Consider the following 18748-nt stretch of genomic DNA (forward strand, 5'->3'; position numbering starts at 1 on the left):
TCGACCGTTGTCTGGGCAATTATTCCTAAGCGATGTCGTCGCGAATGCAGGCCTTCAGATGGCCGTCGGCTGTCGCCCTCAGTGGCGGCACGGCCGCGGCGCAAGCCTCCAGCGCGAACGGGCAACGGGTTCGGAAAACACAGCCCGACGGCGGGTTCGCCGGACTGGGAATATCGCCTTTGAGCACCTGCCGGCCTTGCCTCGCCAGCGGATCGAGCGATGGAATGGCTGACAGCAGCGCACGCGTGTAGGGATGCTGCGGTCGGGCATAAAGCTCGGCCGCCGGCGCAACCTCCATGATGCGCCCGAGATAGAGCACGATGACCGTGTCGCAGATGTACTCGACGACGGCCAGATCGTGCGAAATGAACAGCATGGTCAGGCCGAGCCGGAGCTGCAGGTCGCGCAACAAATTGATGATTTGCGCCTGGATCGAGACGTCGAGTGCCGAGACCGGCTCGTCGGCGACGATGAATTCCGGCTCGAGCGTCAGCGCCCGGGCGATGCCGATGCGCTGGCGCTGGCCGCCCGAGAATTCATGGGCGTAGCGGTCATAGGCGTCGAACGGCAACTCAACCGCGGCAAGTGCCTTCGCGGCCTTCGCCCGCCGCTCGGACCTCTTGCCAATGGCTTGAATGTCAAGGCCTTCGGTGAGGATCTGCCCTATCGTCATGCGCGGCGACAGGCTGGCGAAGGGATCCTGGAAAATATACTGCATCTTGCGACGCTGGCGGCGCAGCTGGGCGGCACCCAGCCTGGTGATATCGGTGCCGTCATAGGTGATTTGGCCGGATGTCGGCTCGATCAGACGCAGCACCGAGCGGCCGATCGTGGTCTTGCCGGAGCCGGACTCGCCGACCAGGCCAACCACCTCGCCACGCCTGACATCGAAGGAAATGTCCTCCAGCGCCCTGACCACCGGGCCACGCGAGAACGCTGTCGGCGCAAAATGCTTGGTCAGGTTTTTGACCGAAAGGAAGGGAACGTCGGCCATCAGAGCTCCTCCCAACGCAGGCAGCGGCTTTGCTGGGTCGGCGTCGCCGCAAACAAGGGCGGGACCGCGGCACGGCAGGCAGCGATAGCCATCGGGCAGCGTGGCGCGAAGGAACAGCCTTTGGGCAGCAACGCGAGCGACGGAACATTCCCGGCAATGGTCGGCAGCGGCGTGCCCGCCAGCTTCAGCGCCGTGGCCTGGCCGAGCCGCGGCACCGAGCGCATCAGCCCGGCGGTGTAGGGATGGCGCGGACGGGTGAACACTTCGCTCACCGGACCTGTTTCGACGATACGCCCGGCATACATCACCGCTACCCGGTCGGCGATTTCGGCGACGACGCCGAGATTGTGGGTGACGAACAGGATGCCCATGCCGCGCTGCGCCTGCAGCTCGGCCAAAAGATCGAGGATCTGGGCCTGGATGGTGACGTCAAGCGCGGTGGTCGGCTCGTCGGCGATCAGCAAGCCCGGATCGCAGGACAGGGCCATGGCGATGGTAGCGCGCTGGCGCATCCCGCCCGAAAGTTCGTGCGGATACTGCCGCGCCCGCCGCTTCGGATCGGGAATGCCGACCTGTTCCAGCAGCCGCACCGCGTCTGCTTCTGCCTCGCGGTGCGATTTGCCGAGATGGATGCGGATCGGTTCGGCGATCTGCTCGCCGATCGTGTAGACCGGGTTGAGGCTGGCCATCGGCTCCTGGAACACCATGCCGATCTCGTTGCCGCGTATCTTGCGCAGCGACTCGGCATCGAGGCTGGTCAGTTCGGTGAGCGTGCCGTTCTTGCGCCGCAGCGCGATCGACCCCTCGGCGATATGTCCGACCCCTTTCGGCAGCAATCCCATGATCGACAGGCTGGTGACGGACTTGCCCGATCCGGATTCGCCAACGAGCGCCACGGTCTCGCCGGAGCCGATCGTCAGGTTGACATCCCTTACCGCCGCGATGTCGCGCCCCGCAATGCGGAACACCGCGCGCAGGCCGGAAATCGACAGGATCGGCGTGGCGCTCAGCGGAGCAGCCCCACATCGCGAAGGATCATGTCGATCTTTGCGGTTTCCTCGTCGTTCAGGCTGCGCTGCGGCCGCGCCATGGTGTTCGAGGCGATGATGCCGAGGCTCTTCATCGCCGCCTTGAAGGCGCCGACGCCGGCCGAGCCGGCGCTGGTCCTGCCGAGCGAGATCCAGACGATCTCGAACAGTTTCAACAACCGCTCCTGCTCCAGGCGGGCTTCGGCAAGCTGGCCCGCCTGCGTCAGCTTCCACAGCCTGACATAACCATGCGGGTCGACATTGGCGAGGCCCGGCACGACGCCATGCGCACCCATCGCCAGCACGCTGTCGACCAGGATCTCGGAACCGGTCATGCCGAAAAAACTGGGATCGTCGGCCATGTCCTTGAGCACGTAACGCAGATTGCCGTCATCGCCGCTGGAATCCTTGATACCCGCAATGGCTCCTTCCCTGGCGAGACCGACCGTGGTCTTGCGCTCCAGCTTGACGTGCACGCAGACCGGGATGTCGTAGGCGATGACCGGAATGTCGATCGCATCTTTGATGTAGCGGAAGTGATCGCCGATCTCGGGCTGGCTGGTGCGGGTATAAAACGGCGCGGTGACGACGATGGCGTCGGCACCGGCCGATCTGGCGATGCGGGCGTGGTTGATGACGCGGTCGGTCGTCGGGTCGATAACACCGGCGAAGATCGGAACCCGGCCGTTATTGACCTTGACCGCGTGCTCGAGGATGGCCCTGCGGCCTGCCTCGTCGTGGAAGACCACCTCGCTGGTCGAGCCCAGCACGAACAACCCGTGGATGCCGCCGTCGAGCAGATTCTCGATGGTGCGCGTGAACGACGGGAAATCGACGCTGAAATCGGCATTGAGCGGGGTGACGACAGGTGGGACGACGCCGGTAAACAGGGGCATTTTGATGAACCTTCGAGGTCAGTTGAGATCGGAGCGGGGATCGAATGCATCGCGCAGGCCGTCGCCGATGAAGTTGATGGCGAGCACCGTGAGCACCAGCGCGGCGCCTGGGAACATCCATTGCCACGGATAATTTTCAAGCACGACGGTGGAGCGGGCGAGATTGAGCATGTTGCCCCAGCTGGCTTCGGGCGGCGCGATGCCGAGGCCGAGGAAGGACAGGCCAGCCTCGAGCAGGATGGCGTTGGCGATCTGCAAGGTGGCATAGACGACCAGGATATCGATGCAATTGGGCAGGCCGTGCCGGAACAGCAGATGCGGCAGCCCCGCGCCCATGCCGCGGGCGGCAACGACGAAATCGCGCTCGCGCAGTTCGAGCAGCCGGGCGCGCACCATGCGCGACAGCACCGGCCAGGAGAGCAGCGAGATCACCAGTATGGTCGGCGCGATGCCGGTGCCGGCAATCGATGCCAGCACCAGCAGGAAGATCACCGGCGGCAGCGTCATCGCCAGATCGACCAAGCGCATCACCGTGCCGTCGACGAGGCGCCCGCCAAAGCTGGCGACGGCGCCGACCAGGAAGCCTATGACGGTCGATATGGCGACCGAGCAGACGGCCACCAGCAATGAGATCCGCCCACCTTGCAGCAACCGGGCCATGACGTCACGCCCGACGCCGTCGCTACCCAGCCAATGAATGGCCGACGGCGCCTTGTTCATCGCCCTGAGGTCGATGGCGTTCGGGCCGAACGGCCACCACAAAGGATAGGTCGAAACCGCCAGCAGGATCGGGATGACGATCAAAAGCCCGGCACGCGCCGCGCGGTTTTCGAAAAAGCGGTCGAACGCGCGGCGGAGCGGCCCCTTGGTCTGCGGTAAGGCTGTCGGGTCGACCGTTGGGTCCGGCGCAGTGATTGCCATCACGCCACCTGAATGCGCGGGTCGACGACGGCATAGACGACGTCGGTCACCAGGTTGACCAGGATGACGCAAACGCCGATCACCAGCGTGGCGCCCATGATCACCGGGTAATCGCGAGTGCCAACGGCATTGACCAGAAGCAGTCCCATGCCCGGCCAATTGAACACGCTTTCCAGGAAGATGGCGCCGCCGATGGCGATGCCGACGGTCGAGCCGATCAGCGTGATGACCGGCAAGAGCGCGTTGCGGGTTGCATGCTTGATGATAACCCAGAACTCGCGCACGCCCTTGGCACGCGCCGTCCGCACGTAATCCTGGTTGAGCACTTCCAGCAGCGAAGCGCGCATGTAGCGCATGATCAGCGCGGCATGGCCGATGGACAGCAGGCAAGCGGGCAGGATGAGGTGCGCAAGCACGTCCGTCATCGAGAACGGCGCACCCGCGGTCTGCATGCCGCCGGACGGCGCCCAGCGCAGCAGCACCGAGAAAAAATAGAGGCCAAGCAGCGCCGTCAGAAAAGCCGGGCTGGAGATACCGATAAACGACAGCACCGACAGCGCGATGTCGGACGGTTCGTTACGGCGCACCGCACTGAAAATGCCGGCGGAAATGCCGAGCACGATGGCGATCGCCAGGCCCGTGCCCATCAGCAGCGCGGTCGGGCCGATGCGCTCCATGACCAGCGGCAGCACGGCGACGCCGCTGCGCTGGATCGAAAAGCCGAAGTCGCCGCCCAGCGCCGCGCGCAGCCAGGCCAGATATTGCACGGGAAGCGGCCGGTCGAGCCCAAGCCGTTCGCGCAGCCCCTCGAGATCGGAGGCGGACATCGGCACCGACGGGTTGATATAGGCGTCGATCGGATCGCCCGGCGCCAGCCGCAACAGGATGAAGATGAGGACGCTGAGCGCGACCAGCATCAGCAATCCTGTCGCGCTGCGGCGGGCAATGAAGCTCAACATGGGCTATCCGTGGCGGTGGCAGGCGGCGCCAAAGTGGTCCGCCTGCTCGCTTCGTTGCGGGGTTCTTACTGGATATCCCAGCGCTCCGGGTGAGCTGCGTAGGGGCCGCCGCCCGGCGCCGGCGTCCAGACGAAGTCACGCAGCTTGTTGGAGGCCACGCCATAGCGGTTGGCCACCCACAGCGTTGCCCAGGGCAGGTCCTTGTTCATCACCTTGCAGACCTCCTGCCAGGATTGATCGATCTTGGCCGGATCGGTCTGGCCGAGGGCGGCGTCCAATGCAGCGCTCAGATCGTCGAAATCGATGCGCATGGTGTTGAAGCCTGCCGGCGGGATCTGCGACTTGTTGAGGCCGGGGTTGAGGCTGGCCGGATTGGGGCCGTTCTGCAGGCCGGCATAGACCATCGGAAAGGCATTCCAGTCCGGCGTGCCTTGTTTGTAGACGATGCCGTTATAGGTCGGCGTATCGACGACGCGCGGCACCACGTTAATGCCGACTTCGGCCAGCATCGACTGGATGGCGGCCATCACGTTGGCCGCTTGCGGCGAGCCGTAATAGGTCAGCAGGGTGATCGGTTTGTCGCCGTTGATCTTGTCCCAGCCCGCCTCGGTCAGCAGCGCCTTGGCCTTGGCCGGATCGTAGGCATATGGTTCGAGACCCTGGGGAACGAGATGCGGCGCGACATAGCCGCAATTGGCCGGCTTGGCGGCACCGCCATAGAGGCTGTCTATAATGGCGTTGCGGTCGATCGCGTACATGATCGCCTGGCGGACACGGATATCCCTGAACAGGTCGACCTTCTGATTCAGGCCGATATAGTTGACCACGTAGGAGGCACCTTCGATCACCTTGAAATTGCTGTCGCTTTTGAAGGAGGCCGCATCGTCGGGCTCGACATAGGTGAACTGGATTTCACCGGCACGGAGCGCGGCGACGGCCGCCGCCGGTGACTCGAAATAGCGGTTGATGAGCACGTCTACCTTCGGCTTGCCGCCGCGATAATCGTCATCGGCTGCCAGCTCGACATATTGGTCGCTCACGTAGCGTTTGAACTTGAACGGGCCGGTGCCGACCGGAGTGGTCGACCACCAGGTGCTGGTCGCCAGCGCTTCCGGGGACAGGGTGGCCAGGGCATGCTCCGGCAGGATCATCAGCTGCGAGAGGATCGATAGAAACGATCCGTTCGGTTTCGATAGCTTCACCACTGCGGTGTGGTCATCCGGCGCATCGACCGAGGCGATATCGGCGAGACGGGCTGCAAACAGGCTGCCGGAGGCCTTGTTCTTGGCAAGCTCGAGCGTGAACTTGACGTCCTTCGAGGTGAACGGCTTGCCGTCGTGCCAAGTCTCGTTGACCAGGTTGAACGTATAGCTCAGCTGGTCGTCGCTGATCTTGTAGTCCTTCGCGAGGTCGCCTTCGATCTCGGTCAGCCCGGCATTGTAGATGACCAGCGGTTCAAAATAGGTGCTGAGCCAGGTGTAGCCGCCGGTCGCGACCAGCGGGTTGAAGTTCTTGGGAAAGCCGCCGGGACCGACGTCGAAGCCGCCGGCGATGGTTTTGGCGTTTTGTGCCTGGACGCTGGTCACTGGGGCAATGCTGGCGAGCAGCAGCCCTGCGATAGAGAATGCGGTGGTCCTGATGCGCATGGTTTCCTCCCTTGGCATGTTCAGGGTGTTCGGTTCTTGGCGATAACCTGCTGGATTCCTCGGTAATGGTCGTCGAGCCGCCGACGCGCCTGGTCGACGTCCTTGGCGGCGACAGCCTCGACGATCTCGTGATGGTCGCGCCATGTCGCCAGCGGCGTCGGATTATCGAGATTGGTGAAATTCGAGGCCTTGTTGAACGCCGTCCAGAAGATGTCGATCAGCGCGCTCAGCATGTGATTGTTCTGGCAGCGGAACAGCAGCTGATGGAATTGCTGGTCCTCTTCGGCGAAGCTCTCATGGCGCTCGGCACGTTGCCGCATGCGCTCGGTCAACTGGCGCAGCGCCTCGATGTCCTCGGCACTGATCATCTCGATCGTCTTGGCGATGAGGCCGGTTTCCAGCACGCGACGGATTTCGCGCAGCTCTTCGACATCGCGCAGCGAATCCTGCAAACCGTAGGCCAGGTTATCCAGCAGCGGCTTGAACGAGAACTCCTTGACGAACACGCCGATGCCGCGTCGCGTCTCCAGGATGCCGATCGATTCCAGCGCCTTGATGGCTTCCCGCACGGAGTTGCGGCCGACGCCGAGCCGCTGCGCCAGGAACGTCTCCGGCGGCAGGGGATCGCCTGCCTTGAGCTGGTTGCTTTCGATATAGGCCCTGAGGCTTTCCTGTACGGTGACGTGAAGCAGCGGCGGTCTGCTCAACGGTTCGATCGACTTCAGTTCCGCCATCCCACTGCCTTCATCATCCGCTGAAGCTTGCCCGCCGCTTGTCGTATAGCCACTTGTAGGATATCCTGCAAGCCCATAACAAACCTGCTGCCTCCGAATGAAGATTACCCTCGCCGGCTCGAGCCACTGGCACGCCGAAATACACCTCGACGCCGCACGCTTTTACGGCACGGAGATCGCCGGTATCTGGGACGAGGATCCTGGCCAAGCGCAAGCGTTCGCCGCGCACCACGACCTGCCGTTTATCGAAGATTTCAAGGAGATACTCTCCAGCCCGCCGGATGCGATCCTGTTGATGGGGCACCCTTCGATGGTGCCGGCGCGGGCACGTGCGATCATCGCGGCAAGGATACCGCTGATCCTGGAGAAGCCGGCGGCCAGCGATACGAGGGAACTGATGGCGCTGCGCGACCTTGCCAGGCAGTACCAGGCTTTCGTCGCTGTTCCCCTGCCCAACCGTTTCGGGCCGGCCGTTGCCGGCCTTGAACGGCTGCGCCGGCAAGGTCGCGCCGGCCCCGTGGCGCATTGCCAGTTCCGGCTGGTCAACGGCCCGCCGCAACGCTACATCGCCGACGGTGTCGCCTGGGTGCTCGACCCGGCGGTTGGTGGCGGGGGTGCATTGAGGAATCTCGGCATACACGGCGTCGACGCGGCACTCAGCCTCGCAACCGGCAAGCTCGGCCTGAAGACCGTTTCGATCGCGAACCGCATCCATCCCGGCCCGGTCGAGGATCACGCACTTCTGGTGCTGGAAGACGAGGCCGGCGCGCTGTTCATCGTCGAGGCCGGTTACACCTTTGCTTCGATGCGCCCCGGCGGTGACTTCGAGTGGCGCATCGTCAGTGCCAATGCCACCCTCATCGATCGTGGCGACCATGTTATCTGCGCAACGCTCGACGACGCGGCAATCGTCGATCTGCCGGTCGAACTGCCGGCAACGCGCTATCGTCTGTTCATGCGCGATACGCTTGACCGGCTGGCCAGAAAGGCGCCTCCGCCGGTGTCCATCGAAGATTATGTTGCGGCGATGTCGCTGATCGACGCCGCTTATCAAAAGGCAGGACCATGATTGGAATAGGAATTATCGGCGCCGGCGATTTCGGCGCAGGCCATGCGCGGGCAATCCGTGAGGTTGGCGGCATTCGTCTCGTCGCCGCCTCTCGAGGAAATGTCGACGCACTGCAGCAATTCACCGCTGAACATGGCGGCCGCGGCTACGCGGACTGGCGAAGGCTGCTGGACGACAAGGAGGTCGATGCGGTCCTCATTGCCAGCCCGCACCATCTCCATGCCGAAATGGCCATCGGCGCGGCAAAGGCCGGCAAGCATATCCTGCTCGAAAAACCGATGGCGCCGACGGTGGCTGCCTGCGATGCGATCAACGCCGCCGTGGCCAAGGGTGGCGTCAAGCTGATGGTCGCCCACCTCATGCATTTCGCCCTGCCCTGCATGGCGGCCAGGCAAATTCTGGAGGAAGGCGAGCTCGGCAGGCCGCTCGCCGGATCGAGCTGGATCATCAAGCTGTGGATGGAGCACAATCGCCGCGACTGGCATCTGCGCAAGGCGACCGGCGGCGGCATGCTGTTGACGGCCGGCATCCACGCGGTCGATCGCCTGGTCTGGCTGATGGATGACGATGTCGTGTCGGTGAGCGGCATGCTCGGCGCCAAGTTCCATGACCAGGAAGCAGACGATAGCGCTCTGCTCGGATTGCGCTTCGCCGGCGGCGGCATCGGCCAGGTGCAGAGCGTCGGCTATCGCACCGGCGCCACCACCTATGCCATGGATCTGGTCTGCGAGCGGGGAACGCTGCGCATCGACATGGACCGCGGCACCATGCTTGGCCGCGAGACGGTCTGGACCGAGCTGCCCGGTTCCTTTGAGCCGAACTGGATGCATAACGCGCTGGTGCGCGAATGGCGCGCGATGCGCAATGCCATTGCCGACGACACGCCGGTGCCGGTCGACGGTGCCTATGGGCGCAAGATGATCGCCATCATCGAGGCCGCCTTTGCCTCGAACGAAACCCGCCGCGAACACGAGATCGCCGGTGGACGCTGACCTCGACGACCATCTGGCCCGCTTGCCCGCACACGCACCGCGCGGCGTCTGGGGCGCGGTGCTGCTGGCCATCGACGATCGCGGAGCGATCGACTGGCAGGCGACGGAAGAGACGATCGCCCGGCTCTGCGCCTCAGGCGTCGACGGCGTCTTTTCCAATGGCACGGCCTGCGAGTTCCATTGCCAGACCGAGCCCGAATTCGACCGGCTTTGTGAGTTGGTCGCAACCATAGCCGGCCGCGCGCGCCTTCCTTTCCAGATCGGCATCAGCCAGTCCAATCCGCGCGTCGCGCTGGAGCGGCTGACGCGGGTCGCCGGACTTCGCCCGGCGGCGGTGCAGTTCACGCTGCCCGACTGGTGGCCGCCCAGCGACGACGAGGTCATGCGCTTTGCCGGCGGCCTGTGCGACGCCGCGCCTGAAACGCCGCTGGTGCTCTACAATCCGCCGCACGCCAAGCGCCACCTGACGCTCGACGGCATCGCCAGTCTGCGTGCGGCCGTGCCATCGCTGGTCGGCGCCAAGCTGCCGGGCGGCGACCCCGGCTGGTATGCCGACATGCGCCGCAAACTGGACGGATTTTCCGTCTTCGTCCCCGGCCACACGCTGGCAACAGGCTATGCTGGAGGGGCCCATGGCAGCTATTCCAACGTTGCCTGCCTCAACCCGAAGGGCGCGATGATGTGGTGGCAGATAATCCGCACCGACATGGCCGCCGCTGCCGAGGTCGAGGCCCGCATACAGGCCTTCCTCGCCGCACATGTCCTACCGTTTCGCACCCGTTACAATGTCGGTGATGCAGCACTCGATAAGGCGATGGCGGCGGCCGGCGGCTGGGCGCCGCTCGGGCCGCGACTGCTCTGGCCCTACAGCTCCGTTCCCGATCAGGAAATACCGACGCTGGTCAGGGCGGCTCACGCGGCTTTCCCGGAATGGTGGTAGACCCGTCACCAAGGCGCGGGACGACGGAGGCTCTTCAGCAGCCGGCGCGTGCTCCCTGTGTCGCGCGTGACGCAAACGCCCCCGGCTGAGGGACATCGGCCTCGCGCCGTGCCAGCGAATTGCGCAAGAGCGCGATCGCCTCGCGGCCGGCGGTCGCAATCTCGCGTGGCCTGTCGACGCCGACGATCATGAACTCCTTGATCCCCAAAGCGGCGTAAGAAAGCAGCGAAAGCGCGACCTGCGCCGGCGGCCCGGCAAGTTCGAGCGCCTTCTGGCAGGAAGCGGCCGGTTTGTCTTCCGAACGGATTCGGACCGGAAGCGCGAAACGCAGCTTGCCGGCCCGGCCGTGTTCGGCAGCAGCGCCGCGTACACGCTCCATTGACTGGCGGATTTCTGCAAGCGAGCCCGGCGCCAGCTCGAACACATCCGCATGCCTGCCCGCGACCCTGAGCGCCGTGCCCGACTGTCCGCCCATGCGGATGGTCACATCGGCACCATGCGGCCCCTTGCGCGGCACATAGCCGCCTTTGATGCTGTAAAAGGTGCCTTCATGGTCGAACGGCCTGTCGTTCGACCACAACCGCTTCAGCAGCACCAGATATTCATCGATGCGTTGCCAGACCACTGTGTGGCCGGCCGGACGTGCCTCGGCATCGTCGTCGCTCAGCGGCTCGCTGAGCATCCTGAGCGACAGCCGGCCACCGCTTCTCGCGTCGAGGGCAGCGAGTTGCCGCGCCGCCACGGTTGGTTCGATCACGCCTGCCCAATGCGTGAGCACGACCTCCAGGGACGAGGTCCGGTCCAGCGTCTGGGCGGCAAGGTCCATATTGGTCAGCAGTCCGGCCTGGTCGTCGATGACGATCTTCCGGAATCCGGCATCCTCGATCAGTGACAGCTTCGTCGCGGTCTCGACAAAGTCGTAGAAAAAGCTGGCGTTGGTGGCGTGGATCTTACCGGGAACATGCGTGAACTCGATCGGCATTGCCATCTCCTCCATCACGTTGGAATCAGGGCGCGCAAAAGCGCACCGGCATTCGGTTCATCAACTCCGGAATTTCTGCAAACGGCAGGCCGCTATCCCGAGGAAGCCTCGATGATCAGAGCCTTGACAATCAGGGGATCAGCCCCAGTACCACTGCCCCGGTGAATACAAACGCAAGGGCAAAGACGAGATAGGCGAAAGCGCCGGCGTAGGCCGGCCGCCACACCTGGTCGGAACCCAGCCTTTGGCCTTTGCGGGCAGTCTGAGCGTTCTGGCTATAGGACATATCGACCTCCGTCTCGGCGCTTAATCTATAAAATCAGTAGACTTTGTCGAGTGCTATTTTCGCGCGATCCTTAGAACAATTTTCTCCAAATGATAGACACATTAGTGCTTTTACTGCTTAGCGCTGCCTTTTGCGGCATGCCGGGGTGACGGCAGGAAACGTCAGGTCCATGTGTCTGTGGCTCCTTGGCCATCCAATGGATGAGGGATAGCATCGCTTCAGCGGAAAGCCGCGACGTCACGGCAAGGCAGCAGGGAGCATACCATGGGCACAAGACTGGCCGGCAAGGTCGCCATCATTTCGGGCGGCGCGACGGGAATGGGCGGTGCGGCCTCGGAGCTTTTCGCGGCCGAGGGCGCCAAGGTGGCGATCGTCGACCGCAACGGCGAAGCGGCGGCGGCTACCGCAGCGGTAATCAGGCAACGCGGCCATGTCGCCGAGCACTGGGTCGCCGACGTATCGGATGAGGCGCAGGTCGAAGCGGCGGTGAAGGGCGCGACGGAAAAATTCGGCCCGGTTACGGTTCTGTTAAACCACGCCGGCACCATCGTCATCAAACCCTTCCTGGAGACCACGCTGCAGGAATGGGACTGGCTGCATGCCGTCAATGTGCGTTCGATGTTCCTGATGACGCGTGCCGTGCTGCCCGGCATGATCGCCGCCGGCGGCGGTTCCATCGTCTGCACCTCGTCGATCTCGGCGGTGGCGGCGACGCCGATGGAGGTGCTTTACGACACCACCAAGGGCGCCTGCCATATGTTCGCGCGTGCCATCGCCGTCGAGTTCCGCGACCGCAACATCCGCTGCAATGCGGTCTGTCCAGGGTTCATCAGGACACCGCATGGCCTGCGCGAGGTCGCCGATCTCGACAAACTCGGCGTCGATGTCTCCGACGCGGCAATGGCGGCGCAACAAGGGCGGATCGGCGAGCCGGAAGAGGTCGCGAAGGCAGCCCTGTTCCTGGCCAGCGACGAGGCCAGCTTCGTCAACGGCGCGCATCTGTTCGTCGACAACGGCTTCACGGCGATGTGAAAAGCGGAGCGCCGCTCTACCGCTCTTCGCGCCGGAACGGCTTGAGCAGCGCCGACGGGGCCACCGCATTGCGCGACATCACCGCCATAGCGACGATGGTGAAGATGAACGGCAGCATCAGGAAGGCCTCGTAGGGGATATGGCCAAGCCCGCTCGCCTGCATGCGCAACTGCAGGGCATCGACGAAGGCAAACAGCAGTGCCGCGCCTGCCGATCGCCACGGATCCCAGCGGCCGAAAACGACGAGCGCGATTGCCACCCAGCCACGCCCCGAAACCACGCCGAAGGTGAAGGCGTTGAATTGCGCCATCGACAGGAAGGCACCGGCCAGTCCCATCAAGGCACCGCCGAGGATCACCGCCTGGAAGCGCGTAGCGATGACGCTGACGCCGGCCGAATCGGCGGCGCGCGGGTTTTCGCCGACCATGCGGACCGACAGGCCCCAGGGTGTGCGGTAGAGCACGAAGGCGGCCAGGGGAATAGACAGCATCGCCATGTAGACCAGCGAAAACTGGTTGAACACCGCCGGCCCAAGCACCGGTACGTCGGACAGGATCGGGATCGGCAGCGTCTCGAACCCCTTGATGTTCGGTGGCACCGATTGCTGGCCGAAGATCAGCCGGTAGAGGAAATAGGCAAGGCCCGACGAGAACAGCGTCACGCCGATGCCGCAGACATGCTGGCTGAGGCCGAGCGCTACCGTGAACAGCGCATGCACGGCACCCATCAGCGCCCCGGTCAGCACCGCCGCAAGCACGCCGAGCCACAGGCTGCCGCCCAGGCTCGCCGCGGTGAAGCCGGTCATTGCCGACAAAAGCATGATGCCTTCGATGCCGAGATTGAGCACCCCGGCGCGCTCGGAGAACATCTCGCCCAGCGTCGCGAAGGCCAGCGGCGTGGCGATGCGGATGATGGCGGCCAGGAAGCCGACCTGGAAGATCTGTTCCAGCACCACGCTCATTTGGCTATTCCCACGCGACGGATGCGATAGGCGGTGAACAGCAGCGCCACCAGCATGGCGAGCAGCGCAGTTCCCTGGATGACATCGCTGAGGAAGGCCGGAACGCCGGTCGCCCGCGACATCGCCTCGGCGCCGGTCATCACCGCGGCAAGGAAGATCGCCGCCGGCACCACGCCGAGCGGATTGAGCCTCGCCAGCATGGCGACGACGATGCCGGAATAGCCATAGCCCGGCGAGATGTCACTCATCACCTGGAAATGCACGCCGCCGACCTCGCCGACGCCCGCAAGGCCGGCCAATGCGCCAGACAGCAGCGCCGTCGAAATCAGCACCCGCTCGACATTGATGCCGCCATAGCGCGCGGCTTCCGGGTTCTCGCCGGTGACCCTGATGCGGAAGCCGAGCGTCGTACGCGCGACCACGAACCAGATCAGGGGTGCCGCGACCAGCGCCGCGACGACGCCGAGATGCAGCCGCGTGCCTTCGATGAGTACCGGGAAATTGGCCGTATCCTCGATCGGCGGCGAGATCGGGTAGCCGCTGAAACTGTCCTTCCATGGCCCCTCGATCAGCGCCATCAGTGCGTAGAAAATGACCGAGTTGAGCAGCAGCGAGCTGACCACGTCATCGACCCTGAATTTTACCCGCAGCGTGGCGGGGATCAGGGCGACGGCCGCGCCGGCGGCGGCACCCGCCAGCGCCATCAGCAGCATGGCGAGCGGCCCCGGCATCGGGATTGCACCGACGGCACAGCTCGCCACCGCACCAGCCAGCAATTGCCCTTCGGCGCCGATATTCCAGAATTTGGCGCGGAAGGCGACTGCCACGGCCAGTCCCGTGAAGATCATCGGGGTGGCACGCACCAGCGTTTCGGTGACGGCGTAGCTGTCGCCCAGCGACGCCGAAAACATTACGCCATAAGCCTCGACGACGCCGGCGCCGGCCAGTGCGATGAGGCCGCTGCACAGGATCAGCGTCGCGCCGATTGCGAGCAGCGGCAGCGCCAGATTGAACCAGGCGGGCGTTGAGGTGCGGGCCTCGAGACGGAACATCACGCCTCCGCTCCGGTCATCATCAACCCGAGTCTAGCGACGCTGGCGTCGGCACTGTCGAGCGTGCCGACGATGCGGCCCTCATACATCACCGCGATACGATCCGAGAGCATCAGCAACTCTTCCAGGTCCTCGCCAATGACGATGATGCCGCAGCCCTTGGCGCGCATGTCGAGGAATTTTTCGTGGATGAAGCGCGCGGCGCCGATGTCGAGGCCGCGAGTCGGCTGCGAAACGATCAGCACCTTTGGATCGAAGGCGAGTTCGCGCGCCAGAAGCGCCTTCTGCAGATTGCCGCCGGAAAGCGCCCCGGCGCGCGTCATCGGGCCGGGGCAACGTATGTCGTAGGCCTTGATCTGCGCCTCGGCGAAGGCGCGGATCGCATCCGGCTTGAGCAGGCCGTTGCGGCTGAACGCCGCCGTGCCGATGCGTGGCAGCACCATGGAATCGGCAAGCGGCAGATTGGTGACCAGCCCTGTCGTCATGCGGTCTTCCGGGATGCGGCCGAGGCCGAGCGCCTGGACTGTGCTCGGCGAGAACCGCGAAACCGCTTTGCCGGCTATGGTCATCTTCCCGGCATCGGGCGCACGCACGCCGGAGATGACCTCGGCAAGCGCGCGCTGGCCATTGCCGGAGACGCCGGCGATGCCAAGGATCTCGCCGCCACGAACCGACAGCGAAACATCGTGCAGCGCCATGCCGGAATGATGCGATGTCGAGATACCGTCGAGGGTCAGCACGGCCGCACCGGGCATCGACGGTCCTCTGGCCGGAGGCACGATCTCGTGGCCGCACATCAGCCGCGCCATCTCCGAGGACGTCGTGCTGGCCGGCGCATCGACCCGGCCGGCGACGCGCCCGTGCCTGAGCACGACGCAGCGATGCGTCAGCGCCCGCACCTCGTTGAGCTTGTGCGAGATGAAGATGATGCCGAGCCCTTGTGCCGCCATCGAGCGCAGCGCCGAAAACAGTCCGTCGACCTCTGTCGGCGCCAACACCGCTGTCGGCTCGTCGAGGATCAGCAGCCTTGCGCCGCGAAACAGCGCCTTGACGATTTCGAGCCGCTGCTGCTCGCCGACCGCCAGCGCCGAGACGGGAAGGTCCGGGTCGAGCGTCAGCCCGTGCTGGCGGCCGATCTCGGCGAGCCGCGCCAGCCCGCCGGGACGATCGATCCGGCCCGATCTGCCGGGAATACCGATCAAGAGGTTTTCCAGCACCGAAAGCCGCGATGCGAGATGGAAATGCTGGTGCACCATGCCGATGCCGGCGGCAAGCGCATCGGCCGAACTGTTGATCGTCACCGGCCGGCCCTGCACCAGGATCTCGCCGGCATCGGGCGCATAGGCGCCGAACAGCACATTCATCAGCGTCGTCTTGCCGGCACCGTTTTCGCCGAGCAGCCCGAGGATTTCACCCGGCGCGACGCTGAGATCGACGGCTTCGTTCGCCTTGACGGCGCCAAAGCTCTTGGAGATGCCGCGCATTTCGATGAGAGGGGCAGGCGTTGACAAGGCGGGATCCTGGTGGCGTTGACGCCGATATCCCTCCCCCTTGAGGGGAGGGTGCCGAGCGAAGCGAGGCGGGAGGGGTCACCTCAACTGCCTCGACCTCTGACTGAAAAAGATGGAGCGCGTCGCCGCGGACCCCACCCGGCTCTGCGGGCCACCCTCCCCACGAGGGGGAGGGCAAGCACCTAATCCGAGACCGGCGTATTCTCATCGACATCGACGCGGAAATTGCCGTCAAGGATTTCGGCCTTCTTCTTTTCGACCAAGTCCTTGACCTCGGCCGGCAGCGTCTTGTCGAACTTGTGGTAGGGCGCGAGGTAGGAGCCGCCCTTGGCCATGCGCGAGAAATCGCCGTAATCCTGCGCGGTGAAGACGCCGGCCTTGACCAGCTTGATTGCCTGCTCGACGGTCGGATACATGTCCCAGACCGGGCCGGTGATCACGGTGTCGGGGCCGAGGCTCGATTGGTCCGACATGTTGGAGATAGCGAGGATCTTCTTCTCGACCGCCGCTTCGATGACGCCAAAACGCTCGGCATAGATGACGTCGACGCCGGCGTCGATCTGGGCGACAGCAGCTTCCTTTGCCTTCGGCGGATCGAAGAACGAGCCGATGAAGGCGACCTTCTTCTTGATGTTGGGATTGACCTCCTTGGCGCCGGCAAAGAAGGCGTTGACCAGCCGGTTCACTTCCGGAATGCCCATCGCCGCGACGGCGCCGATCGTGCCCGATTTCGACATTTTTCCGGCAATCATGCCGGACAGATAGGCCGGCTCGTGGATCCAGTTGTCGAAAACCCCGAAATTCGGTTCGGCCGGCCCGGCGCCGGAGCCGAACAGGAAGGCGGTCTTCGGGAATTGCTTGGCGGTCCTGCGCGATTCGCGCTCGGCGGCGAAGGCATCGCCCAGCACCAGCTCATAGCCGCCCTGCGCATATTCGCGCATGACACGGCTGAAATCGGCGGTCTGTACCTTCTCCGACCATTTGTATTCGATGCCGAGTTCCTTCTCGGCCTTCTGCAGGGCGACATGGATCTGGTTGTCCCACGGTTCCTCGATCGGCGTGGCGAAGATCGCCGCCACTTTCAGCTTCTTGGTCTTGGCAAAGGCGCTCCTCGGCAGCATCGCCGCCGCCAGGCCGAGCGCGCCCAGCTCCAGCACGTTGCGTCGCGAAAGCCCTTCGCGTTTCGATTGGATTCTGCTCTTCCCGTTGTCCATTGCATGCCCCTCTGATTGGCGCCGTGTCGAGCCGGCTCTCTTCTCTGGAATATCGGCGAAGGAACTATGGAACGGTGCCCGGCTTTTGTCCACATGGTCAAATTTGGCCGGGCGGAACTGCTGTAAACGTTCGTGTAATCGCACCTTTAGAACGACCGGAGCTGCTTGCTCACAATCTCTCGAGCGCCACCGCGATCCCCTGGCCGACCCCGATGCACATGGTCGCGAGGCCGTAGCGGCCGCCGCGTTCGCGCAGCTCCAGCGCAGCCGTGCCCGTGATGCGCGCCCCGGACATGCCGAGCGGATGGCCGAGCGCGATGGCGCCGCCATTCGGGTTGACGTGCTCCGCATCCTCGGCAATGCCGAGTTGGCGCAGCACCGCGATGCCTTGCGAGGCGAAGGCCTCGTTGAGCTCGATGACATCGAATTGTCGCGGCTCCAGGCCGAGCCGGGCGCATAGCTTTTGCGTGGCCGGCACCGGACCAATGCCCATGATGCGCGGCGCCACGCCGGCGGTGGCACCGCCGAGAATACGGGCGATCGGCGTCAACCCGTATCTTTTCACGGCCGTTTCCGAGGCGACGATCAGCGCTGCGGCACCATCGTTAACGCCCGAGGCATTGCCGGCGGTAACCGTGCCGCCTTGCCGGAACGGCGTCGGCAACTTGGCTAACGAGTCGATCGTCGTGCCTGCTCGCGGATGCTCGTCCTTTGATACGATCACCGGATCGCCCTTGCGCTGCGCGATCGTCACCGGCGTAATTTCCTTCGCCAGCCGACCATTGGCTTGCGCGGCGATTGCCTTGTCCTGGCTGCGCACGGCAAACGCATCCTGGTCTGCGCGGGAGACAGCGAACTCTTCCGCCACGTTCTCACCGGTCTCCGGCATCGAATCGACGCCGTATTGCTTCTTCATCAGCGGATTGATGAAGCGCCAGCCGATCGTGGTGTCGTAAATCTCGGCATTGCGCGAAAAGGCGGTCTCCGCCTTCGGCATGACAAACGGAGCACGGCTCATCGATTCGACGCCGCCTGATACTATCAGCTCCGCCTCGCCGGCTTTGATGGCGCGGGCAGCAATCATCACCGCATCCATGCCCGAACCGCAGAGGCGATTGACGGTCGAGCCGGGAACCTCCTTGGGCAGGCCGGCCAGCAGCAGGGACATCCGCGCCACATTACGATTGTCCTCACCGGCCTGGTTGGCGCAGCCATAGACGACATCGTCGATGGCGGCCCAGTCGATGCCCGAATTACGCTCGACCAGCGCCTTCAAAGGGATAGCGCCGAGATCGTCGGCACGGACCGCCGACAGCGAACCGCCGAAGCGTCCAATCGGCGTGCGGATGTAGTCGCAGATATAGGCCTCGGCCATAATGCAGCCTTCCCTTTCCCGGCCCAGCCATGTTGGCCGCATTCTCCTCGAGACGAAAGCACATCTCGCCGCCGGCCGTTAGGCCAAAGACAATTTCAGCTGCCGCCTGCGGGGAGCGGCGGATCAGCCGATGCTTTCTCCACCGTCGATCACCAG

18 protein-coding genes are annotated in these 18748 nt (G+C 64.4%); 4 read left to right on the top strand and 14 right to left on the bottom strand.

Annotated elements, in window-relative coordinates:
- Positions 1-25: 25 nt before the first annotated feature.
- The 7 genes from NKH78_RS03950 to NKH78_RS03980 all read right to left on the bottom strand — a co-directional run bounded on the left by NKH78_RS03950 (position 26) and on the right by NKH78_RS03980 (position 7178).
- Entirely contained in the window at positions 26-994 is a 969-nt protein-coding gene (locus tag NKH78_RS03950; protein WP_352649422.1) for an ABC transporter ATP-binding protein, read from the bottom strand.
- Complete coding sequence (locus tag NKH78_RS03955) at positions 994-2004, bottom strand: ABC transporter ATP-binding protein (RefSeq protein ID WP_352741061.1); 1011 nt, start codon at positions 2002-2004, stop codon at positions 994-996. Before NKH78_RS03955 ends, NKH78_RS03950 begins: the two co-directional genes overlap by 1 nt.
- Positions 2001-2918, bottom strand: a complete 918-nt coding sequence (locus NKH78_RS03960; protein ID WP_352741055.1) for a dihydrodipicolinate synthase family protein — start codon at positions 2916-2918, stop codon at positions 2001-2003. The genes NKH78_RS03955 and NKH78_RS03960 overlap by 4 nt, the downstream gene beginning before the upstream one ends.
- A gap of 18 nt (positions 2919-2936) precedes the next feature.
- Positions 2937-3839 (bottom strand): ABC transporter permease, encoded by a 903-nt coding sequence (locus tag NKH78_RS03965; RefSeq protein ID WP_352701285.1) that lies wholly within the window; start codon positions 3837-3839, stop codon positions 2937-2939.
- The gene (locus tag NKH78_RS03970) at positions 3839-4798 is read right to left on the bottom strand and encodes an ABC transporter permease (protein ID WP_352701284.1); all 960 of its coding nucleotides are present in this window, start codon (positions 4796-4798) and stop codon (positions 3839-3841) included. Before NKH78_RS03970 ends, NKH78_RS03965 begins: the two co-directional genes overlap by 1 nt.
- A 65-nt stretch (positions 4799-4863) precedes the next feature.
- Positions 4864-6444, bottom strand: coding sequence for an ABC transporter substrate-binding protein (locus tag NKH78_RS03975; RefSeq protein ID WP_352755943.1), 1581 nt, complete (start codon positions 6442-6444; stop codon positions 4864-4866).
- A gap of 20 nt (positions 6445-6464) precedes the next feature.
- Entirely contained in the window at positions 6465-7178 is a 714-nt protein-coding gene (locus NKH78_RS03980) for a FadR/GntR family transcriptional regulator (RefSeq protein WP_352509090.1), read from the bottom strand.
- 97 nt (positions 7179-7275) lie between these two features.
- On the opposite strand from NKH78_RS03980, the gene NKH78_RS03985 reads away from it, so the two are divergent.
- From NKH78_RS03985 to NKH78_RS03995, 3 genes are read left to right on the top strand one after another with little or no spacing between them, the layout of a single operon-like run.
- Positions 7276-8247: a Gfo/Idh/MocA family protein gene (locus NKH78_RS03985; RefSeq protein WP_352509091.1), complete on the top strand. Its 972-nt coding sequence runs from the start codon at positions 7276-7278 to the stop codon at positions 8245-8247.
- The gene (locus NKH78_RS03990; protein WP_352509092.1) at positions 8244-9239 is read left to right on the top strand and encodes a Gfo/Idh/MocA family protein; all 996 of its coding nucleotides are present in this window, start codon (positions 8244-8246) and stop codon (positions 9237-9239) included. Before NKH78_RS03985 ends, NKH78_RS03990 begins: the two co-directional genes overlap by 4 nt.
- The gene (locus tag NKH78_RS03995; RefSeq protein WP_352690278.1) at positions 9229-10179 is read left to right on the top strand and encodes a dihydrodipicolinate synthase family protein; all 951 of its coding nucleotides are present in this window, start codon (positions 9229-9231) and stop codon (positions 10177-10179) included. The genes NKH78_RS03990 and NKH78_RS03995 overlap by 11 nt, the downstream gene beginning before the upstream one ends.
- Positions 10180-10213: 34 nt before the next feature.
- Here the strand turns inward: NKH78_RS03995 and NKH78_RS04000 are convergent, their stop codons facing one another.
- The gene (locus tag NKH78_RS04000; RefSeq protein ID WP_352509100.1) at positions 10214-11161 is read right to left on the bottom strand and encodes an LLM class flavin-dependent oxidoreductase; all 948 of its coding nucleotides are present in this window, start codon (positions 11159-11161) and stop codon (positions 10214-10216) included.
- Between the two features lie 130 nt (positions 11162-11291).
- The gene (locus NKH78_RS04005) at positions 11292-11447 is read right to left on the bottom strand and encodes a hypothetical protein (protein WP_023678176.1); all 156 of its coding nucleotides are present in this window, start codon (positions 11445-11447) and stop codon (positions 11292-11294) included.
- 264 nt (positions 11448-11711) lie between these two features.
- On the opposite strand from NKH78_RS04005, the gene NKH78_RS04010 reads away from it, so the two are divergent.
- A complete protein-coding gene (locus NKH78_RS04010; protein WP_352509101.1) occupies positions 11712-12479 on the top strand; it encodes an SDR family NAD(P)-dependent oxidoreductase in 768 nt (255 codons plus the stop codon).
- A 16-nt stretch (positions 12480-12495) separates the two neighbouring features.
- On the opposite strand, the gene NKH78_RS04015 is transcribed toward NKH78_RS04010, so the two are convergent.
- The 5 genes from NKH78_RS04015 to pcaF all read right to left on the bottom strand — a co-directional run bounded on the left by NKH78_RS04015 (position 12496) and on the right by pcaF (position 18592).
- A complete protein-coding gene (locus NKH78_RS04015) occupies positions 12496-13440 on the bottom strand; it encodes an ABC transporter permease (protein WP_352509102.1) in 945 nt (314 codons plus the stop codon).
- Complete coding sequence (locus tag NKH78_RS04020) at positions 13437-14492, bottom strand: ABC transporter permease (protein WP_352509103.1); 1056 nt, start codon at positions 14490-14492, stop codon at positions 13437-13439. The genes NKH78_RS04015 and NKH78_RS04020 overlap by 4 nt, the downstream gene beginning before the upstream one ends.
- A complete protein-coding gene (locus tag NKH78_RS04025; protein ID WP_502896211.1) occupies positions 14492-15976 on the bottom strand; it encodes an ABC transporter ATP-binding protein in 1485 nt (494 codons plus the stop codon). The genes NKH78_RS04020 and NKH78_RS04025 overlap by 1 nt, the downstream gene beginning before the upstream one ends.
- Before the next feature lie 209 nt (positions 15977-16185).
- Entirely contained in the window at positions 16186-17217 is a 1032-nt protein-coding gene (locus NKH78_RS04030) for a BMP family protein (RefSeq protein ID WP_352509104.1), read from the bottom strand.
- Between the two features lie 169 nt (positions 17218-17386).
- Positions 17387-18592 (bottom strand): 3-oxoadipyl-CoA thiolase, encoded by a 1206-nt coding sequence (gene pcaF / locus NKH78_RS04035; RefSeq protein WP_352509105.1) that lies wholly within the window; start codon positions 18590-18592, stop codon positions 17387-17389.
- Positions 18593-18748: the final 156 nt, after the last annotated feature.

This window comes from Mesorhizobium sp. M0910, assembly GCF_040319465.1.
GTDB lineage: Bacteria > Pseudomonadota > Alphaproteobacteria > Rhizobiales > Rhizobiaceae > Mesorhizobium.